General features: G+C 41.3%; 30 protein-coding genes and 1 tRNA gene. 26 read left to right on the top strand and 5 right to left on the bottom strand.

Features of this window, described 5'->3' with window-relative positions; translation table 11 throughout:
* Positions 1-90 precede the first annotated feature (90 nt).
* Positions 91-606, bottom strand: a complete 516-nt coding sequence (locus tag I872_RS09500) for an HdeD family acid-resistance protein (RefSeq protein WP_003004261.1) — start codon at positions 604-606, stop codon at positions 91-93.
* Positions 607-823: 217 nt separating this feature from the next.
* The gene (locus I872_RS09495; RefSeq protein ID WP_003013606.1) at positions 824-1,336 is read right to left on the bottom strand and encodes a helix-turn-helix domain-containing protein; all 513 of its coding nucleotides are present in this window, start codon (positions 1,334-1,336) and stop codon (positions 824-826) included.
* Positions 1,337-1,542: 206 nt separating this feature from the next.
* On the opposite strand from I872_RS09495, the gene I872_RS11170 reads away from it, so the two are divergent.
* The 4 genes from I872_RS11170 to I872_RS09480 are packed head-to-tail and all read left to right on the top strand — an operon-like array spanning position 1,543 to position 4,090.
* Positions 1,543-1,725 carry a hypothetical protein gene (locus tag I872_RS11170; RefSeq protein ID WP_080551212.1) on the top strand — a complete coding sequence of 61 codons (183 nt, stop codon included), beginning with the start codon at positions 1,543-1,545 and terminating at the stop codon, positions 1,723-1,725.
* 46 nt (positions 1,726-1,771) lie between these two features.
* Positions 1,772-2,749: a replication initiator protein gene (locus I872_RS09490; RefSeq protein ID WP_015605873.1), complete on the top strand. Its 978-nt coding sequence runs from the start codon at positions 1,772-1,774 to the stop codon at positions 2,747-2,749.
* Positions 2,750-2,760: 11 nt separating this feature from the next.
* Complete coding sequence (locus I872_RS09485) at positions 2,761-2,949, top strand: DUF3173 domain-containing protein (RefSeq protein ID WP_002903611.1); 189 nt, start codon at positions 2,761-2,763, stop codon at positions 2,947-2,949.
* Between the two features lies 1 nt (position 2,950).
* Positions 2,951-4,090 carry a site-specific integrase gene (locus tag I872_RS09480; protein WP_015605872.1) on the top strand — a complete coding sequence of 380 codons (1,140 nt, stop codon included), beginning with the start codon at positions 2,951-2,953 and terminating at the stop codon, positions 4,088-4,090.
* A gap of 86 nt (positions 4,091-4,176) precedes the next feature.
* On the opposite strand, the gene I872_RS09475 is transcribed toward I872_RS09480, so the two are convergent.
* Both I872_RS09475 and I872_RS09470 read right to left on the bottom strand, forming a co-directional pair.
* Positions 4,177-4,249: transfer RNA gene (locus tag I872_RS09475), tRNA-Lys, on the bottom strand.
* 265 nt (positions 4,250-4,514) lie between these two features.
* Entirely contained in the window at positions 4,515-5,783 is a 1,269-nt protein-coding gene (locus I872_RS09470; RefSeq protein WP_015605871.1) for a replication-associated recombination protein A, read from the bottom strand.
* An 87-nt stretch (positions 5,784-5,870) separates the two neighbouring features.
* Between I872_RS09470 and I872_RS09465 the strand changes: the two genes are divergently transcribed.
* The 15 genes from I872_RS09465 to I872_RS09395 all read left to right on the top strand — a co-directional run bounded on the left by I872_RS09465 (position 5,871) and on the right by I872_RS09395 (position 18,766).
* Positions 5,871-6,341, top strand: coding sequence for a DUF3013 family protein (locus I872_RS09465; protein ID WP_015605870.1), 471 nt, complete (start codon positions 5,871-5,873; stop codon positions 6,339-6,341).
* 318 nt (positions 6,342-6,659) lie between these two features.
* The gene (locus I872_RS09460) at positions 6,660-8,666 is read left to right on the top strand and encodes a coiled-coil domain-containing protein (RefSeq protein ID WP_015605869.1); all 2,007 of its coding nucleotides are present in this window, start codon (positions 6,660-6,662) and stop codon (positions 8,664-8,666) included.
* Positions 8,667-8,874: 208 nt separating this feature from the next.
* On the top strand, positions 8,875-9,315 hold the full coding sequence (locus I872_RS09455; RefSeq protein ID WP_041826920.1) for an NUDIX hydrolase: 441 nt from the start codon (positions 8,875-8,877) through the stop codon (positions 9,313-9,315).
* Positions 9,312-9,782, top strand: a complete 471-nt coding sequence (locus I872_RS09450; RefSeq protein ID WP_015605867.1) for a GNAT family N-acetyltransferase — start codon at positions 9,312-9,314, stop codon at positions 9,780-9,782. The genes I872_RS09455 and I872_RS09450 overlap by 4 nt, the downstream gene beginning before the upstream one ends.
* Positions 9,783-9,925: 143 nt before the next feature.
* Positions 9,926-10,879, top strand: a complete 954-nt coding sequence (gene prmA, locus I872_RS09445) for a 50S ribosomal protein L11 methyltransferase (RefSeq protein ID WP_015605866.1) — start codon at positions 9,926-9,928, stop codon at positions 10,877-10,879.
* Positions 10,880-11,623, top strand: coding sequence for a 16S rRNA (uracil(1498)-N(3))-methyltransferase (locus I872_RS09440; RefSeq protein WP_015605865.1), 744 nt, complete (start codon positions 10,880-10,882; stop codon positions 11,621-11,623).
* Positions 11,624-11,792: 169 nt separating this feature from the next.
* Entirely contained in the window at positions 11,793-12,482 is a 690-nt protein-coding gene (locus I872_RS09435; RefSeq protein ID WP_015605864.1) for a gamma-glutamyl-gamma-aminobutyrate hydrolase family protein, read from the top strand.
* A 255-nt stretch (positions 12,483-12,737) separates the two neighbouring features.
* Positions 12,738-13,187, top strand: a complete 450-nt coding sequence (locus I872_RS09430; RefSeq protein WP_015605863.1) for an 8-oxo-dGTP diphosphatase — start codon at positions 12,738-12,740, stop codon at positions 13,185-13,187.
* An 85-nt stretch (positions 13,188-13,272) separates the two neighbouring features.
* Complete coding sequence (locus I872_RS09425; RefSeq protein WP_015605862.1) at positions 13,273-13,716, top strand: dUTP diphosphatase; 444 nt, start codon at positions 13,273-13,275, stop codon at positions 13,714-13,716.
* A complete protein-coding gene (locus tag I872_RS09420) occupies positions 13,676-14,233 on the top strand; it encodes a histidine phosphatase family protein (protein ID WP_015605861.1) in 558 nt (185 codons plus the stop codon). Before I872_RS09425 ends, I872_RS09420 begins: the two co-directional genes overlap by 41 nt.
* Positions 14,234-14,243: 10 nt before the next feature.
* Complete coding sequence (radA, locus tag I872_RS09415; RefSeq protein WP_080638495.1) at positions 14,244-15,608, top strand: DNA repair protein RadA; 1,365 nt, start codon at positions 14,244-14,246, stop codon at positions 15,606-15,608.
* A 75-nt stretch (positions 15,609-15,683) separates the two neighbouring features.
* Entirely contained in the window at positions 15,684-16,379 is a 696-nt protein-coding gene (locus I872_RS09410) for a TIGR00266 family protein (protein ID WP_005591607.1), read from the top strand.
* 168 nt (positions 16,380-16,547) lie between these two features.
* Entirely contained in the window at positions 16,548-17,042 is a 495-nt protein-coding gene (locus tag I872_RS09405; RefSeq protein ID WP_005591608.1) for a beta-class carbonic anhydrase, read from the top strand.
* 102 nt (positions 17,043-17,144) lie between these two features.
* Positions 17,145-18,011, top strand: coding sequence for an ABC transporter permease (locus I872_RS09400; protein WP_015605859.1), 867 nt, complete (start codon positions 17,145-17,147; stop codon positions 18,009-18,011).
* Positions 18,008-18,766: an ABC transporter ATP-binding protein gene (locus I872_RS09395; protein ID WP_015605858.1), complete on the top strand. Its 759-nt coding sequence runs from the start codon at positions 18,008-18,010 to the stop codon at positions 18,764-18,766. Before I872_RS09400 ends, I872_RS09395 begins: the two co-directional genes overlap by 4 nt.
* Before the next feature lie 161 nt (positions 18,767-18,927).
* Here I872_RS09395 and I872_RS09390 read toward each other — a convergent pair whose 3' ends face one another.
* Positions 18,928-20,409 (bottom strand): AcpB/EbpR/MafR family transcriptional regulator, encoded by a 1,482-nt coding sequence (locus I872_RS09390; protein WP_015605857.1) that lies wholly within the window; start codon positions 20,407-20,409, stop codon positions 18,928-18,930.
* 283 nt (positions 20,410-20,692) lie between these two features.
* Between I872_RS09390 and I872_RS09385 the strand changes: the two genes are divergently transcribed.
* From I872_RS09385 to I872_RS09355, 7 genes are all read left to right on the top strand, one after another.
* On the top strand, positions 20,693-20,932 hold the full coding sequence (locus tag I872_RS09385; RefSeq protein WP_015605856.1) for a GlsB/YeaQ/YmgE family stress response membrane protein: 240 nt from the start codon (positions 20,693-20,695) through the stop codon (positions 20,930-20,932).
* Positions 20,933-20,989: 57 nt separating this feature from the next.
* Complete coding sequence (gene amaP / locus I872_RS09380) at positions 20,990-21,544, top strand: alkaline shock response membrane anchor protein AmaP (RefSeq protein WP_015605855.1); 555 nt, start codon at positions 20,990-20,992, stop codon at positions 21,542-21,544.
* Between the two features lie 25 nt (positions 21,545-21,569).
* Positions 21,570-21,734 (top strand): DUF2273 domain-containing protein, encoded by a 165-nt coding sequence (locus I872_RS11155; RefSeq protein WP_015605854.1) that lies wholly within the window; start codon positions 21,570-21,572, stop codon positions 21,732-21,734.
* A gap of 21 nt (positions 21,735-21,755) precedes the next feature.
* Positions 21,756-22,355 carry an Asp23/Gls24 family envelope stress response protein gene (locus tag I872_RS09370; RefSeq protein WP_015605853.1) on the top strand — a complete coding sequence of 200 codons (600 nt, stop codon included), beginning with the start codon at positions 21,756-21,758 and terminating at the stop codon, positions 22,353-22,355.
* A 34-nt stretch (positions 22,356-22,389) separates the two neighbouring features.
* Positions 22,390-22,596, top strand: coding sequence for a CsbD family protein (locus I872_RS09365; RefSeq protein ID WP_015605852.1), 207 nt, complete (start codon positions 22,390-22,392; stop codon positions 22,594-22,596).
* Between the two features lie 753 nt (positions 22,597-23,349).
* Positions 23,350-24,387, top strand: coding sequence for a zinc-binding dehydrogenase (locus tag I872_RS09360; RefSeq protein ID WP_015605851.1), 1,038 nt, complete (start codon positions 23,350-23,352; stop codon positions 24,385-24,387).
* Between the two features lie 248 nt (positions 24,388-24,635).
* On the top strand, positions 24,636-26,330 hold the full coding sequence (locus tag I872_RS09355) for an alpha-L-fucosidase (RefSeq protein WP_172456460.1): 1,695 nt from the start codon (positions 24,636-24,638) through the stop codon (positions 26,328-26,330).
* Positions 26,331-26,440 lie beyond the last annotated feature (110 nt).

The following is a 26,440-nucleotide window of genomic DNA, read 5'->3' as shown; positions in this document are numbered from 1 at the left end:
TGGAATGCGAAAAAGTGATAATTAAAGAGACGAAAAAGCTGAGAATATGATTTCCCAGCTTTTTTGAATGCGATAGAAATAGCAACTAGACTATTTACGAAAGGCCTCAATAATGTAGGTGAAGCCAGTAACTAAAAATGAAAAGGCAATGACATAAACGACAAAGACACCTGTAGCCACTGGATTGAACAGAATCACTAGACCTAGTAAAAATTCAAGCAAGGCTACCCACATGATATTGCTACCAATAATAGGGAAAATCAATCTTAGACGATTGCCTTTAAAGAAAGCAATAATGGCTTCTACAATTAACCAAATTCCTACAATGGTCGGAATGACGACCGGCAGGGTCACAAAGCCATAAGCAACGAGGTAAAGAGCTAAGAGAAGACTAACAAATCCTTGGAAAAGATAAACAGGTGAGCGAAGCTCTTTTGGTGCAGAGAAATAGCCTAAAATAGCTGCTATAGAAGAAACCAGTAAACCAAATGAAATCCACCAGCTGTAAGCAACAAGATTAGCTACTGGGTTTGTAAATAGGAAAAGTCCTAAAAGGACAAAAACAACTCCTGCAAGGAATAGCAGTAAACGATTAGAAAATTTCATTTCAATACCCCCTATATAGTATAGTTTCTAATAAAACTATTGTACTTATTTTTATAGAAAATGTCAATAAAATAAATAAACAATTTGGAAGTTTCAGTCTGACTTACAAAAAGAAAAGGAGTTTTCACTCCTTTTCACAGATTGAAGACAAAGTCCTTATAAAAGTGTCTTCTAAAGATTTTAACTTCAATCTGAAGCGAGGTTATCCTCGCTTTTTCTATTTATCAAACAATTCCTTATTTTCAATTAAGAGTTCTAGTGGAGATTTATCCCTTGCTTCAATAAAACCAGGTTCATATTGGTTATGAAGTGTTCTTTTCTGAGAAGTTGGATCAATATACAACTCATCTCCATCTTCTGTGTATAGTTGGTTGCCTCTTGTTAAGTAAAGTAAATCCTCTAAGTACTGTCCATCAGTTTCTAGAAAATCTTCGATGTATTTGACAGCTTTTAAAATCTCACTTACTTTATCAGAGTATTCATTAGATTCAAGAACACTCTTTTCTAACTCAATCTCTTTACTAGTTCCAAATAGTTGGGTTGGAGTTGCATTAAAATATTCTGCTATCTTATCTAAATTTGCAAAGGTAGGATAGCTTTTTTGTTTTTCATAATCAGAGATGGACTGTTTACCAATTCCTAAGTCTTCAGCTAGTTGAGTTTGACTTACTCCTTTTTCTATGCGTAGTCGTGCCAAATTGGGTCCAAAATTTTGAATAATAAAGGTCATGGGAAACTCCTGTTTTTATTTTTAACTTATTTTATCACCTGTAAACTTACAAATCAAGTTTTTAGTTGACTACCCCAAATATTTTTATAAAATATATTTATAACTTATAAATAAGTTATAAATGATACAAAATAGCTCATATGTTTAGGAATAGTGAGTGAGGAGGAAGTTGAAGACGAGACTATGACTTATGACTATTCGAAGCCTTGGAGCTAGAAATTGTGTGGACAAGGACAAGGGACGAGCCTGACGGGAAGTCAGGCGAAGTCCTGCGGACTGCCGTCCAGACAATTTCTAGCCAAGCAAAAGCTGGCTATTCTAACAGCCAGCAAAAAGGGACACTTAGGACAACGTCCAAAGAACGACGGAACGAGCAAACGTTGATTTGACGGTGTTTCTGAGGCCTAAAAAATCTAAAAGAAGGGGGGGACAATTTTGTTGGTTTCTATACAAGATTTAAGAAGCATTCAAGAACGATGTGATGTAGGAGAATTAGTACAGAGGTTAGATGTCAGTATTGATAGACTAACGGTTATCTGGGATACAGATACTGGTTCCCTAAGACGGATTTTCAAGAATCTGAAACAGGCAATAAGTACAAGAGTTGATTCATTTGAAATATATGATAATGTTCGAGATGATGTCTTTACTTTAGCTAAAGTTTTTAATGAGTATGATTCGATCAATATTATATTTTTTCAATTATCCATTTATGGAGGTGAACAATTGATTCGAATTGATTTCAATCCTAATACTTTAAAAGAATTTGATGGAATGAAAGTATGGAGGCAATTAATGTACTTTGCTCGATTGAATTCATTGACGGTACGTTTGTCTCGTTTTGATTTGGCATTTGACATTTTCAACAGGCCTGAAATCGTTAATTTGCAACATATTAAAGGTGGTGTTACACATAAGGTCTTCTATGGTCGAGGGGGCGAATTAGAGACGAAATATTGGGGTTCTAGCGGTAGTAATGTACAAGTTAGGTTATATGATAAGAATAAAGAAATCATTGCTCACAAGCGAGAAGAGAAGCTAGATTTGGATGTAAATCCGTTTTGGTGGAGACTAGAGTTCCAACTCAGAACCAAAGCGATTGGGGAGGAGATGGTCCAAGATATTATGAGTAGACTTGATAATTTCGGGTTTTATAAGCTAGATCATATTCGAGTGGAGCAAAGAGCATTTACAATTATCTTTCTAAACAATCCTGAACTGTTATCATTGGCTTTTCCAAATTTAAAATCAGACAGCATCAAAAAGAAAAAAACAAGAGTCCGCAAACTATTGAGAGAAGAAACGAATCAATTTGCGGAAGAATTAAAAGAAGTATTAATACAGAATCTCCCTAAATTAAATGCAGAATTACAACTACTTGTAGGCGAGTTTCTGAATTTAGAAAATAAATAAGGAGGATAACTATGGATCATAATTTAATTAGTAACAAAGAATTAATTGAAATGGGCTATCGCCCTCATACAGCGAATGATATCATTCATCAGGCAAGAGAATTACTTGTATCACGAGGCTATACATTTTATAATCGCAAACGTTTGATGGTTGTTCCAAAAAGTGTTGTAAATGAGATTCTAGGAACAGAGGTGGCGTAATATGGCAAGTGTTCGTTATCGAAAGCGAGGAGATAGTAACTTATGGACCTATGAAATTCGTAACGAAGGAAAAACTGTTGCTCATAATAGCGGTTTTAAAACAAAAAAACTTGCAGAGTCAGAAGCTGAACCGATTCTGCAAGAACTTCGTTTAGGGAAAAGAATTTCTAGAGATATTTCTCTTGTCGATCTATATCAAGAATGGCTTGAACTAAAAATTCTACCGAGTAGTAGATCGGAAGAGACAAAGAAAAAATATCTTCTCCGTAAAAACACAATTGAAAGATTATTTGGAAATAAAAAAGTCACTCAAATTCGTGCGAGTGAATACCAAAGAATTATGAATAAGTATGGACAAACAGTTGGTAGAAATTTTCTTGGTAGATTGAATACTGGGATTCATCAGAGCATCCAAATGGCAATTGCCGACAAAGTTCTAATAGATGATTTTACACAACATGTCGAGTTATTTTCATCCAAAGAACAACAGATGACAGAAGAGAAATATTTACATACAGAAAAGGACTATCTGGATTTACTTTTAGCAGTAAAGAGAAAATTTGATTACCAACGTTCAATTGTTCCTTATATCGTCTATTTTCTATTAAAAACAGGCATGAGGTTTGGAGAGTTAATAGCGTTAACTTGGAATGAAGTTGACTTTGACAGAGGACTGCTAAAAACATATAGGAGGTTTAATACCCTTTCTCATAAATTTGTCCCTCCAAAAAACAAAACGTCTATTCGGATGGTACCGATAGACGAAGAATGTATTAAGATATTACAAGTCCTAAAAATTGAACAAGAGAAGGCTAATAAAGAGCTAGGAATCAAGAATAGGTATAAAATGATTTTTCAGCATTATGGATATATTCACTTGGTACCAGACATTGCAAGTGTCAATAAAGCTTTGAGTGTTCTTTTAAATGAATTAGATATTTATCCAATTATCACGACAAAAGGAGCACGTCATACCTATGGAAGCTACCTCTGGCACAAAGGATTTGACCTTGGAGTTATTGCAAAAATTCTAGGGCATAGAGATATTTCAATGTTAGTAGAAGTATATGGACACACTTTAGAAGAGAAAATTTTTGAGGAATTTAATCAAATTAGAGATGTCTGGAAAGATTGCTCATAAAAAAATGTGGGGCAAATGATGGGGCAAATCAGTTATAGACAAGCAAAAAAGCCTTATAAATCAAGGCTTTTTCCTATTGATTTAGATGCCCCCTGCAGGGATCGAACCTGCGACCCACGGATTAAGAGTCCGCTGCTCTGCCAGCTGAGCTAAGGAGGCAATAGAAAAAGCTGTATTGGTGCCGGACCTTCACGATTTGTATTGAACCCGCGCAATTAAGCAGGTGGGCAACTCGCTCTAACTGAAGCTGCTTCCGCGTGACACGGCTTGCATGCTGTTAGAAGTCTTTTGTTTCCCTAATAATACAAAAAATAGTCGGTCAACACTTAAGTGTGAAGTCGTACACCACAGCGTTTCTATAATTATAATACCATAAATTTTGAAAAATTCAAGAGAAAAATGTGATTTTTTGCAAACGATGTCATCATTTTTTTAAGTCATCAATCTTATCCTTGGTCATTCCAAGGGCTCGCTCGTATTTGCCATTCTCATTAGGAGTGAAATAATTGGCGTCTTTTATCTTGTTGGGCAGATAGTCCTGCTTGACCCAATTGCCAGGATAGGAGTGAGGGTAGAGATAGTCCTGTGCGTTGCCCAGTTCCTTACTGCCGGCATAGTGGCTATCTCGTAAGTGGCGGGGGATGGGCAGATTTCCATTCTTTCGTAAGTCAGCTAAGGCCTTGTCCATGGCCAGATAGGCTGAGTTGGATTTGGGGGATAGAGCCAAGTCAATGACAATATTAGCAATGAGGATCCGGGCTTCAGGAAAGCCGATTCGTTGGGCTGCTTCCAGAGCTGTGACGGTATGAACTTGAGCGTCTGGATTTGCCAGGCCAATATCTTCGTAAGCGATAACGATCAGGCGTCTAGCTAGGCTAGGGAGGTCTCCTGCCTCAACGAGCCGAGCTGCGTAGTGGAGGCTGGCATTGACATCGGAGCCACGGATGGACTTCTGCAGGGCAGAGAGGACATCGTAATGGCCGTCTCCGTCCTTATCCATGGTGATATAGCTCTTTTGCAGGCTGTTTTCCATGACATCGAGCGTGATGTGGCGGATGCCCTTGCCATCTTCTGGGGTAGAGAGTACGGCTAGGTCCAGCGAGTTATAGGCGGAGCGCAGGTCTCCGTTGGTAGAGATAGCAATGAAGTCTAGAGCTTCATCGTCTAGCTCCACTGGGAAATCAAATCCTCGTTCCTTATTCGTCAAGGCTAGCTGAATGGCTGTCCGGATGTCGTCGTTGCTGAGGGGCTCAAGTTCAAATATCTGAACCCGGCTTCGAATAGCAGGGGTGACAGAAAAGAAAGGATTTTCTGTCGTCGCTCCAATCATGATGACCAGACCGCTTTCTAATAGCGGCAGCAGGAAGTCTTGCTTGGTCTTGTCCAAGCGGTGAATCTCGTCCAGCAGGAGCACCAGTCCGCCGGAAAATTTCGCTTCTTCAGCGATTTCCTGCAGGCGCTTCTTGCTATCTACGGTGGCGTTAAAGGTCCGAAAGGCATATTTGGTTGTGCCGGCAATAGCCGAGGCGATAGAGGTTTTACCGATGCCGGGTGGCCCGTAGAGAATCATCGAGGACAGGCGGTTGGCTTCAACCATGCGGCGGATGATTTTCCCAGGTCCGACCAGATGCTGCTGGCCGATGATCTGGTCAATACTGGTCGGTCTCATGCGTAGGGCGAGGTTTTCTGGCATAAGATTTCCTTTCTGCAAGTGTTTTTCTTAGCGTTTTGTGTTACTATTATAGATAGTAATATTTTATCACAATGAAAAGAGGAAATCATGGCTAAGTACGGTTTTTTAGATATATTAGACGAGGAAATGGAGAAGAACTTTCCTTTTGACTATGAGATTAACTGGGATAAGAAAAATCACGCAGTGGAAGTGGCCTTCCTCCTTGAGGTTCAAAATCCAGGCGGGATTGAGACTATTGATGCTGAGGGCAATGCCTCGGCTGAGGATATTTACTTTGAGGAAGCTGTACTTTTCTACAATCCGGTCAAGTCTCATTTTGATGCCGAGGACTATCTGGCGGTTCTTCCCTATGAGCCTAAGAAGGGTCTGTCACGGGAGTTTCTGGCCTATTTTGTGGATTTCCTAACCCAAACAGCTGAGTCTGGTCTCGATGCACTCATGGACTTCTTAGCAGATCCAGAGGCAGCAGAGTTTGAGCTGGCTTGGAATGCTGAGGCTTTTGAAAATGGCAGAGCGGATTTGATTGAGACGGATTTCTATCCATATCCGAGGTATTAGGAATAGAGGCTGTTTAAAGTAGATTCAAAAGGAGGTAGCTCTTGACCTTAGATAAAAATATGTTGGTGCTTATAGCCGAGAGGCTAGAGATTATTTTTCTTTATTACCCACTGAGCAAGAGGTAATAGAGAAATTAAAAATATTTATAGGAATGAAAAGGGAATTTTTATTCTCTGTGGCAATAGAGGAGCTGGGAAATCTAGTCTGAAAAATATTTCTTTAGAGCCTGCAAAATATTATGCAAATGAGGATAAGCAAATTCTTGTAATTAATATCTCTTTTTTTAGTGGTAATAAAGATTTTTACAGAGAAATTTTGATGCAAACTCCTAGTGCAATTGATAAAAGGATTAAAGAGATTGAAAACAGGTTGGATGCTATTGTTAATAATGAGCAGAGAATGTACGATTTAACAACTCCAGTATGGAATGAACAGGAAGAAGTAAAGGATTACAGTTTATCAGAAAGGTATCAAATAGAAAAAAGAATTTCAAGTTTCTACAAAACGATAGACAAGGTTAAAATTAATTGTAAAAAGAATTTAAATCTTCAAAGTTTATATGATCCGTTATTAAAAGAAATTCAAGAATTAGCTGAAGAGTTTGAATCTTTGAATAAGCAATATGAATCCCGAAAAAGTAGATGGGTTCTCTTTAAAAACAACAGAGTAAATATTTCCAAATTCCGAGAAAATATAGACGAATTAGATAAAAAGATTGAAAACTTTGAAAGAGCATCGATTGAGTTAGAAAGATTATGTGAATTCTTATCTATATCTGAAGAACAACTAAATTCTTTTGATGTAGAAATAACAGATACAAAAAAATATTTGGAATCAACGACCTCAGAGGTGTCAGCTGAGTCGTCTATCGATTTGAGTACTGATTTGGGAATAGTAAAATTGGGGACACAGTTAAAAGGAAATCTGGGATTTAATGAGAGTGGGGAGCTGTCTCGGGAATTAAAAAGTGTTGTTACTGAGGAATTAAAAGAGCGTCAATTATTGAGGCTTTTGAAAAATATGTCAGCATATTTTAATATTACTTTTTCTATAGACGAATTAGATAAATGTAGCACATCAACAGTTATTGATATGATTGTCAAAAATAAGAGGTTATTCTTTGACTGTAATGTTTCTACCTTGTTGATTACAGATGTGTCTGCTGCGATATCCTTGGAGGAGGGATCGGATTATATTTCTGAATCGAATATTATTGTTGTTCCTGATTTGACTGTTTTGGACTATATTTACAGAATTAATAGCAAAGGAATGGATCTTAGCTATGATTTTATTGATATTTTAGATTCCTATTTCGTAAATAAAATGAATAATAGAGAATTGAATTACAGTAAAAAATATGTTGGTAAAATAGGTTTTTCAAAAGGGTTTGAACTATATAAATTTATAAATACTTCTTTCTATCGGAATTTAAATCAATTATATCAACCAATAGTATTGAAGTTTTATTGGGAATTACTTGAATTATTAGATTTCGTTGGGGAGTTATCACAAGAAGAGTACGAGCAGTTTGAGGATAGCTTTTTTGAAAAATACGAATTAAAATCATTAAAAGTTAAATTTATTATCCATAAATTGATAAGACAGTTGGTGATACACTCATTTGAGTATTTCTTTATTTTTGAAGATTATAGAAGTAGATTTAGAAATAGTAAAGAATTAACTGAGTTTCATAATAAAAAAATGCACATTGCTGATTATTTTGAACAGATGGCTTTGAAGCCAACGATACTTTCAGATGATACTGCTTTTTTGAAAATAAATAAACTATATAATTTTAATAAAGAACTCTTAATTTGTCTAAAAGAATTGGGATTTGATGATAAAATCTTCAGAAATATCCTGTTACAACTATCTGAACCAAGGAAGAGGAGCCTTTCTAATAGTATGAGTTATCGTTTTGCGAATAAATTTTATAATCCTTCTAGAGGCGTTAGTGATGCAAGAGATATTGTAAAAAGAGAAAATACAGTTGGAGTCATTTTATTTTATCCATACGATTATTCTGAAAAAGCAGACCCCACCCATCAACCATTGCGGAATGGTATTATTGTGACTGTGAATGATTTCGATGAAGTGGTCTTATATCCATACGTTGGTTATATCGGTTTGCATTCTCATAAACCATCTTATTTACAAGAGTTTAAAGAAGAATTAGAGAACCAAAACATTCCAGTTTATGAGATAGAAGATAACGATTTATGGGAGAAGTGTTTTGAAAAAGATAACAAAGAGCTCGAAGAAAAAATTTTTGAAGTATGTAAAGAAAAAATAGATAGATGGATTTATGAGTTGAAGTGTCTATGACCAGTAGGGAAACCTATGAACACTTGAATGAGCTAACAGTTCGTTTGTATCCTGAGACCAGGAAAGTAGGATAAGAAGTATCTTTGCTTCTTATCCATGTCAATGCTGAGTCTATCATCTATTTGGCTTAAAGAGAGGGTTCATGGCAGGGCTTTTGGGACCCTCTTTACAAAAAAAGAGAGGAAGGGGACAAGAAGAGGAGGAAGCCATGACACGTGAATTATTGGAGAAAAAACTAGATTTCTCAGGCTGTAAAATTGCTTTGCTGTATGGCAATACAATTTTGACCATTTTAAGAGACGATATTCCGACAATTCCTTACCCGAATATGTGGGATTTTCCTGGCGGTGGGAGAGAAAAGGATGAGACGCCTTTTGAGTGCATCAAAAGAGAAGTCTTTGAGGAACTGGGCATTGAACTCAAAGAGGAATCCATTACATGGATCAAATGTTATCAAGGATTTGTTCATCCTGAGAAAGTTTCTATTTTCATGGTGGCTTCTATTTGTCAAGAACTGATAGATCAGATTGTCTTTGGTGACGAAGGGCAGGGCTACAAATTGGTAAATATAGAAGAATTATTAGCGGATGAAAACGTCATCCCGCAGTTGAAAAGTAGATTGGGAGACTATTTGGAGGTGCGAGCATGATTTATATTGAACGGGCGGGAGCTGAGGATTTAGAAACCATTATTGCCATTCAGCAAGCGAGCTTTAAGGCCGTTTATGAGAAATATCAGGATCAATACGACCCCTATCTGGAGGAGCGAGAGCGGATTCGCTGGAAGCTGGTTGAGCGGCCTAATAGTTTTTATTATTTTGTGAAAGACGCCGAGAAGATTCTTGGTTTTATCCGCTTGAATACAAATGACGAACAGACAGCAGGCTGGATTGGGACAGTGGCGATTTTGCCAGAGTACCAGAACAAAGGATATGGCTCTGAGGGGCTCGGTCTGATTGAGGAGAAATTCTCTACTATTACGCAATGGGATTTGTGCACGGTTTTCCAAGATAAAGGCATGGTGGCCTTTTATGAGAAAAACGGCTACCATCAAACGCATACAGAGCCTGAAAAAGAGGGCATGGATATGGTTTACATGACGAAGACAATGAAATAAACAAAGAAAGGATTGTTCAGTTAAATTTCTAAACTGAACCCGCCCTAGACACTGTGCTAAAAAGTTAAGTTTCTCTTAGACGCAAGCTTCTTCAGAGAATTTCCTATTTTGGCTTTGTGTTTTACGGGCTTGGTATTTTAATGATGGACAAATGGCAGGAATTAACGATTGAAGTGAAGCGTGAGGCGGAGGAAGCGGCCTCGAATATTCTGATTGAGCTGGGCAGTCAGGGTGTGGCTATCGATGATAGCGCAGATTATCTGGGGCAGGTTGACCAGTATGGTGAGCTTTTTCCAGAAGTTGAGCAGAGCGAGCGGGTCAGGATTACTGGCTATTACCCAGCTTCGGTGGATATAGATGCCATTGCAGCGCAGGCCAATGCGCGACTGGCTGAGCTGGATGGCTTCGGCTTGGAGACAGGAGATATTAAGCTAACTCGGCAGGAACTGGCTGAGGAAGACTGGGCGGACAACTGGAAGAAATACTTTGAGCCGGCTCGTATCACCCATGACTTGACCATCGTGCCGTCATGGACGGACTACGAGGCGACGGCTGGTGAGAAGATTATCAAGCTGGATCCTGGCATGGCCTTTGGTACAGGCACTCATCCGACGACCAAGATGAGCCTCTTTGCTCTGGAGCAGGTCCTTCGGGGCGGAGAAACAGTGCTGGATGTAGGCACAGGCAGTGGCGTCCTCTCCATTGCCAGCTCTCTCTTAGGCGCTAAGGATATCTACGCCTATGATTTGGATGAGGTGGCAGTGCGCGTGGCGCAGGAAAATATTGAGCTCAACCCTGGTATGGAGAATATCCATGTGGCGCCGGGCGATCTTCTCCGAGGCGTAGAAATCAAGGCGGATGTCATTGTTGCCAACATTTTGGCCGATATTCTCATCCATCTGACTGAGGATGCCTATCGTCTGGTCAAGGATGAGGGCTATCTGATTATGAGTGGAATTATTTCTGAGAAGTGGGAAATGGTGCGCGAGTCAGCAGAAGCAGCAGGATTTTTCCTGGAAACACATATGATTCAGGGCGAATGGAATGCCTGTGTCTTTAAGAAAACGCAGGACATTTCAGGCGTGATAGGTGGTTAGATGCAGCAGTATTTTATAAAAGGTAAACCTCAGTCTCCTCTGGTCATCACGGACAAGGACACGATCAAACATATGTTTTCGGTCATGCGGCTCAAAGCGGGCGACCAAGTCACATTAGTCTTTGATGACGGTGTGAAACGGCTGGCGCAGGTGCTAGATCCAGCCCAGCAGAGTTTGGAAATCATAGAGGAGCTGGCGGACAATACCGAGTTACCTGTCCAAGTGACCATTGCTTCGGGCTTCCCCAAGGGCGATAAGTTAGAATTTATCACTCAGAAGGCAACGGAGCTGGGGGCGAGTGCTATCTGGGCCTTTCCAGCTGACTGGTCGGTGGCCAAGTGGGATGGCAAAAAACTGGCTAAAAAGAGTGAAAAGCTGGAGAAAATTGCTCAGGGAGCAGCTGAGCAGAGCAAGCGCAATTTGATACCAGAGGTTCGGCTCTTTGATAAAAAGGCAGACTTTCTGGCGGCCTTGGCAGACTTTGACACCATCATCGTAGCCTATGAGGAAGCAGCTAAGGAAGGCGAAGCTGCTGCTTTAGTGCAAGCTGTGAAAGGCTTGTATAGGGGAGACAAACTGCTCTTTATCTTCGGACCGGAGGGCGGTCTATCGCCAGATGAAATAGCAGCCTTTGGCCAAGCAGGTGCTGTCTCCGCCGGTCTGGGTCCACGTATCCTGCGGGCTGAAACAGCTCCGCTTTATGCCTTGACCGCAGTCAGTGTCATGCTTGAATTAGAAAAATGAAATCAGCGGGCTTCTGCTGATTTTTTCTTGTCTGTCGCTACTATATCCCTTTTTGTGGAAAACGGTTCTTGACATAAAAAATTTTTATGGCCAGCTTAAAAAAATACTATTGGACGGCTAAGAGGTGGAATGGTAAGATATTCTATATCAAGTTAAGGAGGGATCATCTATGTGCAGAACGATTGTTGGAGTGTCAGCTAATCTTTGTCCAGTGGATCAGGCGGGCAAAAACATTCATTCATCTGTATCTTGCAAATTTGCCGAAAGCATCAAGCTAGTCGGCGGTCTGCCCATGGTGATTCCTGTTGGGGATAAAAGTCTGGTCAAGGACTATATAGAAACCATTGATAAGCTGATCCTATCAGGTGGTCAAAATGTTCATCCGCAGTTTTATGGAGAGGAAAAGGCTATTGATAGCGATGATTACAATCTGGCTCGTGATGAGTTTGAGTTGGCTCTCCTGAAGGAGGCTATTCGTCAAGATAAGCCAGTCTTGGCCATTTGCCGCGGTCTACAGCTGGTCAATGTCGCTTTTGGTGGCACACTCAATCAGCAGATTGACAATCACTGGCAGGGGCAGCCATTTGGTACTTCGCACTCCATTCGTACAGAGAAAGGCAGCGTCGTGGAGCGTTTATTTGGTCAGGCCAGCCAGATTAATTCTGTCCATCGCCAAAGTATTAAGGACTTGGCACCCAATTTTCGAGCAACCGCTTTTGACCCAAGGGATAATACCATCGAAGCGATTGAGGCTGTGGATGGCCGCCGCATCATCGGCCTTCAGTGGCATCCAGAGTTTTTGATCAACGAAGAAAAGGGCAATTTAGAACTATTTCAATATCTTTTGCAAGAATTATAAATTCTTAAATTATTTTTAGCTAATTTTAAGATAAGCTTTATATAATATAAGCATCAAATGAAGACCTCCTAACTTTGTTTGATGAAATCCTAAAACTTTTCTTTTTCATAATAATCTCCCTATAAGAACCGCCCAATCGGCGGTTTTTTTGCTGGAAAGGCTAAGAAATCTAGATTTTCATCAATTGGATATCTTTTATGTTATAATGAGTCACAAGTAGGCCGAGCGAATCGGTCGGTAGATGGAGGAGCAGAGATGTCAAGAGCGGAGCGAGTTATTTTAACAAATATGTGTATGGTTTATGATGGAGACCGCATTTTAGTGCAAAATAAAGTGAATGATGATTGGACTGGACTCTGCTTTCCAGGCGGTCATGTTGAACATCGTGAATCCTTTGTTAAGTCAGTGATTCGTGAAGTCAAAGAGGAAACAGGACTGACCATATACGAACCTCGCTTGTGCGGCGTCAAGCAGTTTTATACCGAAAAGGATGAACGTTACGTCGTTTTTCTTTACAAAACTAATCGTTTTGAAGGAGAGCTGGTCTCGTCCGACGAAGGAGAAGTGTTCTGGATTAAACGCGAGGATCTTGATCACCACTCGCTGGCCTTGAGCTTTAAGGAGATGTATCAAGTTTTCACATCAGATTTGACGGAGCAGTTTACCTATCTGGATAATGGAGAGATCATCAGAGATCTATACTAGGGAGAACCGCCCAATCGGCGGTTTTTTTGCTTGTTTTTTACGAATTTAGTATAATAGGGACAGCAAAAATAGAAAAGAGAAATGTATGAAAATTCGTGGATTCGAGCTGGTTTCCAGCTTTCCAAATGAAGATTTGCTGCCCAAGAGAGAGACGGCTCACGCAGCTGGTTATGACTTGAAAGTGGCAGAGCGCACCGTCATTGCGCCGGGGGAGATTAAGCTAGTTCCGACGGGTGTCAAGGCCTATATGCAGCCGGGTGAGGTGCTTTATCTTTACGACCGTTCGTCCAATCCTCGTAAAAAAGGTCTGGTCTTGATTAACTCCGTTGGGGTCATTGACGGTGATTACTATGGCAATCCTGGAAATGAAGGGCATATCTTTGCTCAGATGCAAAATATCACAGACCAAGAGGTTGTACTGGAAGTGGGTGACCGCATTGTGCAAGCTGTTTTCGCACCATTTTTGATTGCGGATGGAGATGAGGCCGATGGCGTGCGAACAGGTGGCTTTGGATCGACGGGGCATTAAGATGAAGGTCATCTTTGTGCGCCACGGTGAGCCCGATTACAGTGAGTTAGAAGAACGCTCTTATACTGACTTTGGTCTAGATTTGGCGCCCTTGTCCGAGCAGGGCAGACGGCAAGCTCAGGCACTTTGTCAGCATCCTTTGCTGCGTTCAGCTGATTTGCTGGTGTCTTCTGCAGTGACGCGGGCTTTAGAAACGGCATCCTATGTGGCTTGTGCTACTGGCCTTCCTCTGAGAGTGGAGCCTTTGCTACACGAATGGCAGGTTTATGAAAGGGGAAGAGAGAACTTTGAAAAAGCTCGAAGTCTGTTTTTAGAAAATAATGGAGCCTTGCTCCCCAGTAGTCCTATTCAGTATGAGACGGCTGAGGAGACGAAGTCTCGTTTTGTAGACTGTATGGCAAAGTATCGAGACTACCAGACAGTAGCTCTTGTAGCTCATCGTATGCTGATCCGTCAGTTTGTGCCAAATGAAACCATTGATTTTTGCCAAGTGATTGAATGTGATATAGAGATATAGAAAGAGGTTTATCATCGCTAAGAAAAAGACGACCTTTGTCTGTCAAAATTGTGAATACCATTCGCCTAAGTACCTAGGGCGCTGTCCCAACTGCGGCTCCTGGTCTTCTTTTGTTGAGGAAGTAGAGACCACTGAGGTCAAGCATGCCCGTGTTTCCTTGACGGGCGAAAAGACTCGGCCTATGAAGCTGGCTGAGGTCACTTCGATTGATGTCAACCGGACCAAGACGGACATGGACGAGTTCAATCGTGTGCTGGGTGGTGGCGTAGTGCCTGGCAGTCTGGTCCTGATTGGCGGGGATCCTGGTATCGGGAAGTCCACCCTGCTTCTACAGGTATCCACCCAGCTTTCTCATCAGGGCACCGTCCTTTATGTCAGCGGGGAGGAATCAGCTGAGCAGATCAAGCTGCGGGCGGAACGCCTCGGTGATATTGATAGTGAATTTTATCTCTACGCCGAGACCAATATGCAAAACATCCGCACGGAGATTGAAAAAATCAAGCCAGATTTTCTGATTATTGACTCCATTCAGACAGTGATGTCGCCGGAAATTTCCAGTGTTCAAGGTTCTGTTTCTCAGGTCCGCGAGGTGACAGCTGAGCTCATGCAGCTGGCCAAGACCAATAATATCGCGACCTTTATCGTTGGTCACATGACCAAGGAAGGAACCTTAGCTGGCCCCCGGACACTAGAGCACATGGTGGACACAGTGCTTTATTTTGAGGGTGAACGCCAGCACACTTTCCGTATCTTGAGAGCAGTCAAGAACCGCTTTGGCTCGACCAATGAGATTGGTATCTTCGAAATGCAGTCTGGCGGGCTAGTCGAGGTGCTCAATCCAAGCCAAGTCTTTCTGGAAGAGCGGCTGGACGGTGCGACAGGCTCCTCCATCGTTGTGACCATGGAAGGAACGCGGCCGATTTTAGCAGAGGTACAGGCTTTGGTGACACCGACCATGTTCGGCAATGCCAAGCGAACCACGACTGGACTGGACTTTAACCGAGCCAGCCTCATCATGGCAGTTCTGGAAAAGAGGGCAGGACTCCTCCTGCAAAATCAAGATGCCTACCTCAAGTCAGCTGGCGGCGTCAAGCTAGATGAGCCAGCGATTGATTTGGCAGTAGCAGTAGCCATTGCTTCCAGCTACAAGGATCTGCCTACAAATCCTCAAGAATGCTTTATCGGCGAAATTGGCCTGACTGGTGAAATTCGTCGGGTTAATCGCATCGAGCAGCGCATTAACGAAGCAGCAAAACTGGGCTTCACCAAGATTTATGCTCCCAAAAACTCTCTGAATGGCCTCAAGGTTCCAAACAATATCCAAGTCATCGGTGTGACGACGATTGGGGAAGTCTTGAAAAAAGTCTTTGCTTGATGATTTCTTTGTTTTAGATTGCAAAAATATTTTATTATTGCTATAATTTTCTTAAAAAACAAGGAGGGAACTCTTATGCAATTTTCCATGGATAGCAACATGCAATTTCCACTCGTTGACCTCTACCTCAATCAAGGAGAGACAGTCTTTATCCAGCGTGGCAGTATGGTTTATCACACCCCTAATGTGACCTTGAATACTCAGCTCAATGCTAACGGTTCAGGTTTGGGCCGCTTTGTCAAGGCAGTCGGCCGTTCCATGGTGTCGGGTGAAAGTACCTTCATCACTCAGGCTGTCGCCCAGTCCGATAACGGTTTTCTAGCATTAGCACCAGAAGTTCCCGGCCAAGTTATTCCTCTTTATCTGGGAGAAAAGCAGTACCGGCTCAATGACGGTGCCTTTCTGGCTCTGGATGGTACGGCTTACTATACCATGGAGCGCCAATCTGTTGGCAAGGCGATATTTGGCGGTCAAGGCGGTCTCTTCGTCATGACGACTCAGGGGCAAGGCACACTTTTGGCCAATGCATATGGATCGATTAGGAAAATTGAACTAAATAACCAAGAAGTAACCATTGACAATGCCCATGTCGTAGCTTGGAGTCAGTCCTTGGATTATAATATCCATCTGGAAAATGGTTTCTGGCAGTCTATCGGAACGGGAGAGGGTGTTGTGAACACCTTCCGAGGAACTGGGGAAATCTATGTTCAAAGTCTCAATCTTCAAAGCTTTGCAGGCTCACTCAGTCGCTATATCGCAAAAGGATCATAAAAAGGTGCGGATGAATTTCCGCACCTTTTTTAAATTTTTCTTTCATTTTTTTCATAAAAAACGGACATTTTTGTTTTATAGGGAGTTAAAAACTGACAAAATACCTAAAAGATGATAAGATGGTAGGAAATAATTTGCCCATCAAATAAATTCTAGTAAGGGGAAAGAATGTCCTATTTTGAAAATTTTATGAAGGCCAACCAAGCCTATGTGGACCTGCATGGAACCTCCCACCTGCCGATTAAGCCCAAGACCAAGGTGGCAATCGTGACCTGCATGGACTCAAGACTCCACGTGGCTCAGGCTCTGGGTCTGGCGCTGGGAGATGCTCATATCTTGCGTAATGCTGGAGGTCGGGTGACAGAGGACATGATTCGCTCGCTGGTTATTTCGCAGCAGCAGATGGGTACGCGGGAAATCGTAGTCCTGCACCATACGGATTGTGGAGCACAGACTTTCAAAAATGAAGAATTTGCTGCTTTTCTCAATCAAGAGCTGGGCGTTGATGTCAGCGGTCAAGATTTTCTTCCATTTACAGATGTGGAGGAAAGTGTGCGGGAAGACGTGGAGCTTCTCCGCCAATCACCCCTAATCCCAGATGATGTAGAGATTTCAGGAGCAGTGTATGACGTTGCTACAGGGCGAATGACCGTCGTTCAGTAATTACCTAGGAAAGCCAATTTGTCTGTCGGTATTTCGGCATTGAAATTGGCTGCTTTTTTATGTTAAAATAGAATACGATTTTAATTTAGTTAGGACAATAAGATGATTCTTTCCATTATTTCACAAGGTCTGGTCTGGGCCATTTTAGGTTTGGGGATTTTCATGACTTTTCGGATTTTGAATTTTCCGGATATGACGACTGAAGGTTCCTTCCCTCTAGGTGGGGCGGTAGCCGTCACCTTGATTACCAAAGGGGTGAACCCTTTTTTGGCAACGGCAGCTGCGGTGTTGGCGGGCTGTCTGGCAGGTTTGGCGACAGGTCTTCTCTATACCAAGGGCAAGATTCCGACCCTGCTATCAGGGATTTTGGTCATGACCTCTTGCCATTCCATCATGCTCATGATCATGGGGCGAGCTAATCTAGGTCTGCTGGGAACTCGGCAGATTCAGGACTTTTTGCCTTTCTCGGGGGAGATTAACAATCTCCTGACAGGCTTGATTTTTGTTAGTCTGGTCATTACAGCCCTGCTCTTTTTCCTAGATACCAAGCTAGGGCAGGCCTATATCGCGACTGGGGATAATCCTGATATGGCACGTAGTTTCGGTATCAATACTGGCCGCATGGAATTGATGGGCATGATCTTGTCTAATGGCGTTATTGCCTTGTCTGGTGCTCTGATTGCCCAGCAGGAAGGCTATGCAGATGTATCCCGCGGGATTGGGGTTATCGTCGTCGGCTTGGCGAGTCTGATTATCGGGGAAGTTCTCTTTAAGAGCCTGACCTTGGCTGAGCGCCTGATTACTATTGTAGTTGGTGCTATTGCCTATCAGTTTCTGATTTGGGGTGTCATCGCTCTTGGTTTCAACACGAGCTATCTCCGCCTCTACAGTGCGGTTATCTTGGCAGTTTGCCTCATGATTCCGACCTTGAAAAATAAATTCTTTAAAGGAGCTAAGTTAAGCAAATGACAGCGATTGTAGAATTAAAAAATGCCAGCAAGCGGGTCAATAACGGCTTTGATGAAGAAAAGGTCATCCTAAACGATGTGTCGCTGGAGATTCATGAGCATGATTTTATCACGATTTTGGGTGGCAATGGAGCAGGGAAGTCAACTCTTTTTAATGTGATTGCTGGGACGCTCTCTCTGAGCAGCGGAAGCATTTATATACTAGGCGAAAATGTGACCAACTTTTCACCTGAAAAGAGAGCCAAATATCTGTCGCGGGTCTTTCAAGATCCCAAGATGGGAACGGCTCCTCGGATGACAGTGGCAGAAAACCTGCTGATTGCCAAGTTTCGTGGTGAATCGCGCGGCCTAGTCCCTCGTCGGCTGAATAGCTATCGGCAGGAGTTTCAGGAGACGATTGATAAGATTGGCAATGGTCTGGAAAAACATCTGGATACGCCGATTGAGTTTCTCTCAGGTGGTCAGAGACAGGCTTTGAGTTTGCTCATGGCGACGCTTAAACGTCCGGAACTGCTTCTTTTGGACGAGCATACAGCAGCGCTGGATCCCAAGACCAGTGTAGCTCTTATGGAGCTAACTGATGACTTTGTCCGCAGAGACCAGCTGACGGCCCTCATGATTACCCACCAAATGGAGGATGCCCTCAAATACGGCAACCGACTGATTGTCATGAAGGAAGGCCGGATCATCCAAGACCTCAAGCAGGAAGAAAAAGCCAAGATGACCATAGCGGACTATTATGGCTTGTTTGAGTAAAGTTGACCAGTTTCTTGTAAGGCTGACAAAGGGAATAAGCAGTGAATAGTTATTAAACGGATATAGTTCTGTTTTCCACAGGACTGTATCTTTTTAACATTTTCTCAAACAAATCAAGAAAAACCGCTAGATTGCGGTTTTTTATCTTGTGAAAATCTGACTCACTCATCTATTTGAATAAACATCATGGCGTTAAGTAAGGATATTAACTCAACCGTATTAACGTTGTTGGAATAAATCAGCTTCTTGTTTTCAATCGGTGGGATAATGAAATTAGAAATGATGATGTCATAGGGTGATTCTTTTAAAGAATCGATGGATAATTCTAATTCGTTCCAAACTTCCAGTTCAAAATTGTTGCTACAATAATATGAAAGGGTTTCTGCTATGGATTTTGCATGATGTTGATCAAAACTACTCATCACTAGCACCTTTAATTTAGGTTGATTTTGCAACAGATTCAAAACCAAATGCTTACTGTGAGTTATAAAGGTATAGGATAAATGATTGACATGCATTTGGTTACTATGGATACCCAAGGTTTCAAGATAATTTAAGATTCCCTCTTTTACTTCTGAAACAAATTGAGGGAAAATATTTTGAAAGTTTCGGATTGTATTGCCCTTTTGATCAAACAAAATATACTCTGTTGATAATTCCCGCCGATGCAGTTGTGCGGTATTATGTAGATGCCAAATCAGATTGTCCTTGTTATCTATTTTAAAATTGTATGTGGATGATATCTGGTCAATGAAATCACTTAATAAATGATAGGACTTTTCCACATACCTATCAGACTTTACGTAGTCCATAAATAGTGTTTCATCAATGAAAAACATTTTTTGGAAGTAGGAAACAAATAATTGACCGATTACTTCTTTAGTCAAAGAAATACCGTAATCTGTAGCAAATCTATCTACTACTTCGTCTATCCCTTCAGCCTGCATAAAAGATTCCATCAATTGTTCATTGAAAGAATCTTTCTCAACTTCCAAGAAATGTCCAAACTGTATTCTATAGAGATTCGTAACGAGCAGCAACTTTAACATCCTATGAGTGGATACATTCATAGGGAAGCTAGTCTCTTTATAAACAATCTCTAACAACTGACACAAAGGCTCTTTGGGAAAATCTGTAAATGGCCATTCCAGGAAATAATATTTTTCCGAAAAATATTGTGCAAAAAAGTAACGGATATCAATCTCATTCCCAACGATTCGAACAGGGGTCAGACTAACTTTAAAATCATATTGTTTTTTTATCGTTTTATTGATATGACTGATGATACGATAGAGCGAGGAAGAACTAATATAGAACTCGTTATAAATATCCTCAGCTTGACACCCTTCGTTAAAGAATATGAACTCTAAAATGGAAAAATGACTTGAGTGCTTGAAAAAATAATGATAGACCATCTCAATATCACTGTCATCCGTATTCATGATACGAATACCACTATTAGAAGAGTGAAAGATTAGGTCAGGAAAAGAGGACTTGACATAAGATAGGTCATCTTTTACCAACCGTTCTGAGCAGTTCAATCGTTCGGCTAGTTCAGAAATATAAAACCGACGTTTAGTTTTAAAGAGTAATTCTAACAATTCTAATTGCCTGAGGCTTTTTTTAGACAATAATTCTCTCATAATATTTTTTCTTTCATATATACGGTTCATATATTGTTTTTTATTAGGCAATTATATCATATTATGAGTGATTATACTTATTCAATAGTATTTTTAAAAAAAGAAAAAACGCGATACGCTTTTAAATAAACAATGAAAGCGTTCTATTATTTTTCAGTACCCATAATACATAAATTTGGGAACAATTCCAAGTTGAATGATTATACTTTTTTTAAGAAAAATTATATAATTATATTAATCAAAAATAATATTAAATAATTTTGATATAGAAAGAAGCATCACTATGTTGTGGTCAATTATTATCGGTGGGCTTATTGGTCTGGTTGCTGGATCAATAACAAAAAAAGGCGGTTCTATGGGAATTGTCGCCAACGTTGTTGCAGGTTTAGTTGGTTCAGCTGTTGGTCAGTCTCTTTTAGGAACTTGGGGGCCTAGTTTGGCTGGCATGGCTTTGATTCCTTCTATCATTGGTGCGGTTATTGTAGTTGCAGTTGTATCGTTTTTTGTAGGTAAAAAGGCATAAGAATTCTTTTTATATACAATTATATACAATTTTATTTGAATTATGAAAGGATTCAATATGTCAAAATCAAGAAAAATACTTTTTCTTATTATCTGTATTTTAATCTTGACTATTTTGATTCCTGTTTTGCTAGATTTTCATAAAGTTAGCGGTTTAGATCTTCAGTTATTTACCTGGAAGAATATTCCTTTTGTAGGATACTATCTATCTAGATATGTTTTCTGGGGGACACTGGTTTTAGCAAGCTTAATATTGTTGCTGATGTTAGTGATAATTTTTTATCCTAAGAGACGTTTGGAAATTCAGTTAGCTGATGCGGATGGTAAACTAATGCTGAAAAATTCAGCGATTGAAGGATTTGTTCGCAGTCTGGTAACAGACCATGGTTTTATCAAAGATCCTACAGTATCCGTAAATAGCTGGAAAAACAAGTGTATAGTTTCTGTTAAAGGAGCAATTGTTCCGTCAGAAAATATCATCAAGAGAAGTCAGTTGATTCAGGATGAAATTGCTACTGGATTAACAGAATTCTTCGGTCTCAATCATGATGTCAAGCTTCAAATATCTGTATCAGATTTCAAACCAAAATCGAAGGCTAGAAAAAAATACTAGTCGTGTAAAGTAAGGAAGTACCAAAATGGAATGGTTTAAAAAATATCAATATCTAATCCTATCTGGATTAGCGGGCGGTGTTCTAGCCTGCTTTATCCTATCCTTTGGCTTCTTTAAGACGCTATTTGTCTTGATTTGCGCTGCCATAGGAGCAGGAATCGGATATTATATACAACAAAAAATATATTAAATAAATAATAAGGAGTTTCTTATGTCAAATACAAATAAAGATTTCAAAGATGTTGCTAAAAAGGAAGTTGCGCAAGCAACTCATGAAGTAAAAGGTGAATTGACTTACGAAGATAAGGTCATTAAAAAAATCATTGGTCTCTCTTTAGAGAAAGTTTCAGGTTTGCTAGCTGTTGATGGTGGCTTCTTCTCTAATTTAGCAGATAAATTGATAAACACTGATAACGTAACGAATGGTGTTAATGTTGAAGTTGGTAAAGAACAAGTGGCTGTTGACTTGAACGTAGTAGTGGAATATCAAAAGAATGTTCCTGCCTTGTACAAGGAAATTAAAGATGTTGTTGTGGCGGAAGTTTCTAAGATGACTGATTTGGAAGTTGTTGAAGTAAATGTCAATGTTGTTGATATTAAAACGAAAGAACAACATGAAGCTGACTCAGTTAGCCTTCAAGATCGAGTGACAGATGTTGCTGAATCAACAGGAGAATTTGCTTCAGAGCAATTCGAAAAAGCAAAATCTGGTCTTAGCGGTGGTTTTTCAGCCGTTCAAGAAAAAGTTGGTGAAGGTGTAGAAGCTGTTAAAGATGCTGCTTCATCAAATGAAAAAGCTCGCGTACATTAATTTAAAACAAAAAGAAATAAAGGAGGACATAGTTATGTCAACAGAAGAAAAATTCAACCAAGCTAAAGGCGCTGTCAAAGAAGGTGTTGGGAAAGTAATCGGTGACGAAAAACTTGAAAAAGAAGGAGCAGCTGAAAAAGTTGTTTCTAAAGTCAAAGAAGTTGCTGAAGATGCAAAAGATGCAGTTGAAGGCGCTATTGAAGGTGTAAAAAACATGCTTCATAAAGACGATGATAAATAAGCCTAGGCTAATATATAGTAGGGGCTAGAAATCATCTACAGTTTAAAGGAGACCTCTTTTAGGGTCTCTTTTACTTTTATATTCATTCTTTTTAGTTAAAATATTTTCAATCTACACGGTGTAAACGCTTGCAATCTTTTGCTAGAAGGAGTATAATATAAGTAAAGATAGGGAAAGGAAAAACTAAATTTCGCATTCGATTTGCTTTGCTGATATATTTATTTGTAACATATAAGTCGTTGCTTTACTGGACTATTGGTTAAATCGTTGGGTAGGCCTGCTTAGCCTATCTGATTATGACAGTGGGATAGAAAGTAGAAGCTTTTTAGATGGTTTTCAGACTTCGAGATGTTAACCGATAGTTGCTTTGTGATTAATATTTCTAATGCTAAGATAAAAGAAAATCATTAGCGCTTAAAGGAATTAAAAATTTAATAAATTTAATAAATTAAATAATCAACAATCAATTGTTAGTCAGTTCCGAATAGGATAAACTGATTGCTCCCATATCAGCAAGGTAAGTCAGACCTCTAGCCGAGTCAAGCTAGAGGTCATTTTGATGGATTCGGGCAGTTGTTAGTGGAGTTTGGACTTCAGCTAGTAAAGACCAAGAAAGCAGCTTTTAAAAAGCGATAAAGTAGGGATTGAGCACTTGCTGGAGAAGAAAATTTCCCCACAGCTCCTTGGGCTTTTCTTCGTCTATCTATCTGAAAGGTGATATAATATAGTTAGAAAAATACAAGGAGAAATGCAATGAAATCAGCAGTTTATCTCAAGGCTGGTCAAGTTGGACTAGTAGAAATGGATCATCCGCAAATTCTAGATCCAGATGATGCCATTATCCGCATTGTTCGTACCTGTGTCTGTGGCTCTGACCTGTGGAGTTATCGAAATGAGCAGGTGAAGCCTGGGCGCATGAACAGTGGTCACGAGGCGATCGGGATTGTCGAAGAGGTCGGTGATGCAGTAACGACTGTGAAAGCAGGCGATTTTGTCATTGCTCCATTTACCCATGGATGCGGGGACTGCGACGCTTGCCGAGCAGGATATGACGGGACTTGTGACCGGCATATTGGCAATAACTGGTCAGATGGGGTGCAAGCGGAATATATGCGCTTCGAGTATGCCAACTGGGCTTTGGTGAAGATTCCGGGTCAGCCGTCCGATTATTCAGAGGGGATGCTTAAGTCCTTCTTGGCGCTGGCTGATGTTATGCCAACAGGCTACCATGCGGCGCGTGTGGCAGATGTTAAACCGGGCGACAAGGTAGTTGTCATCGGGGATGGCGCTGTTGGACAATGTGCTGTTATCGCGGCTAAGATGCGGGGAGCTTCTCAAATTGTGCTCATGAGTCGCCACGAAGACCGACAAAAGATGGCGCTTGAATCAGGAGCGACAGCTGTTGTTGCAGAGCGTGGTGAAGAAGGCATTGCCAAGGTGCGCGAACTCCTCGGTGGCGGAGCCGATGCTGCGCTTGAATGTGTCGGAACGGAAGCGTCTGTCGACCAAGCCCTTGGTGTCCTCCATAATGGTGGTCGGTTAGGTTTTGTTGGTGTTCCTCATTGCGAAAAGCATCCGATTGGTTCCACCTTTGCTCAAAACATCACAGTGGCAGGTGGTGCAGCCTCTGTCACTACCTATGACAAGCAACTCTTACTGAAAGCAGTCCTTGATGGCGACATCAATCCAGGCCGCGTCTTTACTTCCAGCTATAAACTGGAAGAGATTGACCAAGCCTATAAAGATATGGATGAGCGGAAGACTATTAAGTCCTTGATTGTCTTTGACTAAGGTTTGTCAAGATTATCATGCTAGGGGATCTTAAAGACACTCAAAGGAATTTGAAGTTCTGAGATATCAGTAAAACGATTTGCAAGGATTAGGTCAGGATTTTCAGTCTTCCACAAATTATAGAAGAAAGAGTGGCTTTTTAGGAAATCGGAAAGGAGGCGTTGCTAGCGTCTTCTTTTTTTGCTATAGTGGAGCTAGAGAAGAGATTGACTAGGAAGAAATGAGGAATAGCGAGACTTATGAAAAAAATGGAAGAGATTGCGGATTTTGGTCCCTTGCCTTCGGAAGCCCAGCTAGCTTATCATCGAGATGAATTGGCAGCTTTTATCCATTTTGGTATCAATACGTTTTACGAGCAGGAATGGGGAAATGGTCAAGAAGATCCCAAGCGTTTCAATCCGACTAAACTAGATACAGACCAGTGGATCAGGGTTCTGAAAGAAACAGGCTTTAAACGAGTCATTGTCGTGGTCAAACATCATGATGGTTTTGTTCTTTATCCAAGTCGTTATACAGACTATACGGTGGCTGCCAGTCCGTGGAGAGATGGCAAGGGTGATCTCCTGGCTGAGATTTCACGCTCAGCCAGTCAGTATGATATGGATTTGGGGCTTTATCTGTCGCCTTGGGATGCCCACAGTCCGCTCTATCACGTAGATACTCAAAAAGCCTACAATGAGTACTATCAACAGCAATTAGAAGAAATATTGAGTAATCCGCTTTATGGCAATAAAGGAAAATTTGTCGAAATCTGGATGGATGGGGCGCGTGGAGAAGGGGCTCAAAAGCTTTCCTATGAGTTTGACGCTTGGTTTGAAACCATTCGCCACTATCAAAAGGACGCTGTCATTTTTTCAACTGAAGCGACTGAATTGCGTTGGATTGGCAATGAAAGTGGCCGAGCTGGCGATCCCTTGTGGCAGAAGATTCGACCGGAAAAGCTGAGTGAGCAGACACCGCCTGTCTATCTTTGCCATGGCGATCCAGACGGTACGCACTATTCTGTTGGAGAAGCAGACGTTTCCCTGCGTTCGGGTTGGTTTTATCATGAAAGTCAGCAACCCAAGTCCTTGGCGGATTTGTTGGATATTTATCTGGCTTCGGTGGGGCGGGGGACACCGCTTTTGCTCAATGTGCCTCCGACCAAGGAGGGCTTGTTAGCGGAAGTCGATGTCCAGCGCCTGCAGGAATTTCATCAGGTTATCTCTAGCCTTTACGATCAAGACTTGGCTGCGGAGGCTGAAGTCACAAGTAGCAGTGAAAGGGCAGGCTATCCAGCAAGCAATTTGACGGACGGCCAAAGGGAGACCTTCTGGGCTCCGAATTCGGAGGAGGGTTCCTATGTCTTGGAGATCGACCTAGGTCGCAGCTGCACTTTTAATCTGCTAGAAATCAGAGAACCGATTGCCAAAGGGCAACGGGTCGCAGGCTTTATCCTGGAAGTGAAGAAAGAGGATGGTTGGACTGTCTTTGCCCGTGGTCAGACGATTGGCTATAAGCGTCTGCTTTTGGGCGAAATGGTCGAGGCTCGTCACTTACGCTTGATTTTGACGGATTTCCAAGCCTTGCCACTGTTGAGTAAGCTGGGCGTGTACAGGACACCAGCGATCATGGAGGAAGAGAAGAGGCCTTCTGGTTTGGTGCTTTCACAAGCAGAGGACACAGTAATCGGGGGGCAATCAAATCAGATTCGTCTGCGTCGTTTAGATGGGCTGGAACAGGCGGAGCAGATCCGACTGGTTACGGAGCCTGGAACAGGAACGCACGGAACGGCTTATGAGGATCAAATCTGGGATGTGAGCTTTGCTTCGGGCGAGAGCGACAAAGAGTTGACTTTATCAACCTTGCCTTTTACGGGTCAGCAAGAATTGAATTTTTACCTTTGCGCCAGCCGAGAGGATGGTCGTCAAAGCAGACTCAAGATTGAGGTCAAGGGGAGTTAGAATGAGAAAAGAGAGTGGGACAGCAATCGGTAATTCGTTAGAATTCGATTTCGTCGTCTCACCTCCGCACAGTTGAGTAGGGCTGTAAAAGCTGATGAAATCAGCGTAAT

This window comes from Streptococcus cristatus AS 1.3089, assembly GCF_000385925.1.
Classification (GTDB): Bacteria; Bacillota; Bacilli; order Lactobacillales; family Streptococcaceae; genus Streptococcus; species Streptococcus cristatus_B.
The sequence above is the reverse complement of the archived record's forward strand: the minus strand, read 5'-3'. Positions and strand labels throughout refer to the sequence as shown.

Coding starts and splice junctions, on each gene's coding strand:
- I872_RS09440 (WP_015605865.1), top strand. CDS start 10,880: ATGCAGCAGTATTTTATAAAAGGTAAACCTCAGTCTCCTCTGGTCATC.
- I872_RS09480 (WP_015605872.1), top strand. CDS start 2,951: ATGGCAAGTGTTCGTTATCGAAAGCGAGGAGATAGTAACTTATGGACC.
- amaP (WP_015605855.1), top strand. CDS start 20,990: ATGTCAAAATCAAGAAAAATACTTTTTCTTATTATCTGTATTTTAATC.
- I872_RS09500 (WP_003004261.1), bottom strand. CDS start 606: ATGAAATTTTCTAATCGTTTACTGCTATTCCTTGCAGGAGTTGTTTTT.
- I872_RS09435 (WP_015605864.1), top strand. CDS start 11,793: ATGTGCAGAACGATTGTTGGAGTGTCAGCTAATCTTTGTCCAGTGGAT.
- I872_RS09355 (WP_172456460.1), top strand. CDS start 24,636: ATGGAAGAGATTGCGGATTTTGGTCCCTTGCCTTCGGAAGCCCAGCTA.
- I872_RS09450 (WP_015605867.1), top strand. CDS start 9,312: ATGATTTATATTGAACGGGCGGGAGCTGAGGATTTAGAAACCATTATT.
- I872_RS11155 (WP_015605854.1), top strand. CDS start 21,570: ATGGAATGGTTTAAAAAATATCAATATCTAATCCTATCTGGATTAGCG.
- I872_RS09420 (WP_015605861.1), top strand. CDS start 13,676: ATGGCGTGCGAACAGGTGGCTTTGGATCGACGGGGCATTAAGATGAAG.
- I872_RS09485 (WP_002903611.1), top strand. CDS start 2,761: ATGGATCATAATTTAATTAGTAACAAAGAATTAATTGAAATGGGCTAT.
- I872_RS09460 (WP_015605869.1), top strand. CDS start 6,660: ATGCAAACTCCTAGTGCAATTGATAAAAGGATTAAAGAGATTGAAAAC.
- I872_RS09400 (WP_015605859.1), top strand. CDS start 17,145: ATGATTCTTTCCATTATTTCACAAGGTCTGGTCTGGGCCATTTTAGGT.
- I872_RS09425 (WP_015605862.1), top strand. CDS start 13,273: ATGAAAATTCGTGGATTCGAGCTGGTTTCCAGCTTTCCAAATGAAGAT.
- I872_RS09360 (WP_015605851.1), top strand. CDS start 23,350: ATGAAATCAGCAGTTTATCTCAAGGCTGGTCAAGTTGGACTAGTAGAA.
- I872_RS09390 (WP_015605857.1), bottom strand. CDS start 20,409: ATGAGAGAATTATTGTCTAAAAAAAGCCTCAGGCAATTAGAATTGTTA.
- I872_RS09385 (WP_015605856.1), top strand. CDS start 20,693: ATGTTGTGGTCAATTATTATCGGTGGGCTTATTGGTCTGGTTGCTGGA.
- I872_RS09410 (WP_005591607.1), top strand. CDS start 15,684: ATGCAATTTTCCATGGATAGCAACATGCAATTTCCACTCGTTGACCTC.
- I872_RS09455 (WP_041826920.1), top strand. CDS start 8,875: ATGACACGTGAATTATTGGAGAAAAAACTAGATTTCTCAGGCTGTAAA.
- I872_RS09465 (WP_015605870.1), top strand. CDS start 5,871: ATGGCTAAGTACGGTTTTTTAGATATATTAGACGAGGAAATGGAGAAG.
- I872_RS09495 (WP_003013606.1), bottom strand. CDS start 1,336: ATGACCTTTATTATTCAAAATTTTGGACCCAATTTGGCACGACTACGC.
- I872_RS09405 (WP_005591608.1), top strand. CDS start 16,548: ATGTCCTATTTTGAAAATTTTATGAAGGCCAACCAAGCCTATGTGGAC.
- prmA (WP_015605866.1), top strand. CDS start 9,926: ATGGACAAATGGCAGGAATTAACGATTGAAGTGAAGCGTGAGGCGGAG.
- I872_RS09430 (WP_015605863.1), top strand. CDS start 12,738: ATGTCAAGAGCGGAGCGAGTTATTTTAACAAATATGTGTATGGTTTAT.
- I872_RS09365 (WP_015605852.1), top strand. CDS start 22,390: ATGTCAACAGAAGAAAAATTCAACCAAGCTAAAGGCGCTGTCAAAGAA.
- I872_RS09370 (WP_015605853.1), top strand. CDS start 21,756: ATGTCAAATACAAATAAAGATTTCAAAGATGTTGCTAAAAAGGAAGTT.
- I872_RS09470 (WP_015605871.1), bottom strand. CDS start 5,783: ATGCCAGAAAACCTCGCCCTACGCATGAGACCGACCAGTATTGACCAG.
- I872_RS09395 (WP_015605858.1), top strand. CDS start 18,008: ATGACAGCGATTGTAGAATTAAAAAATGCCAGCAAGCGGGTCAATAAC.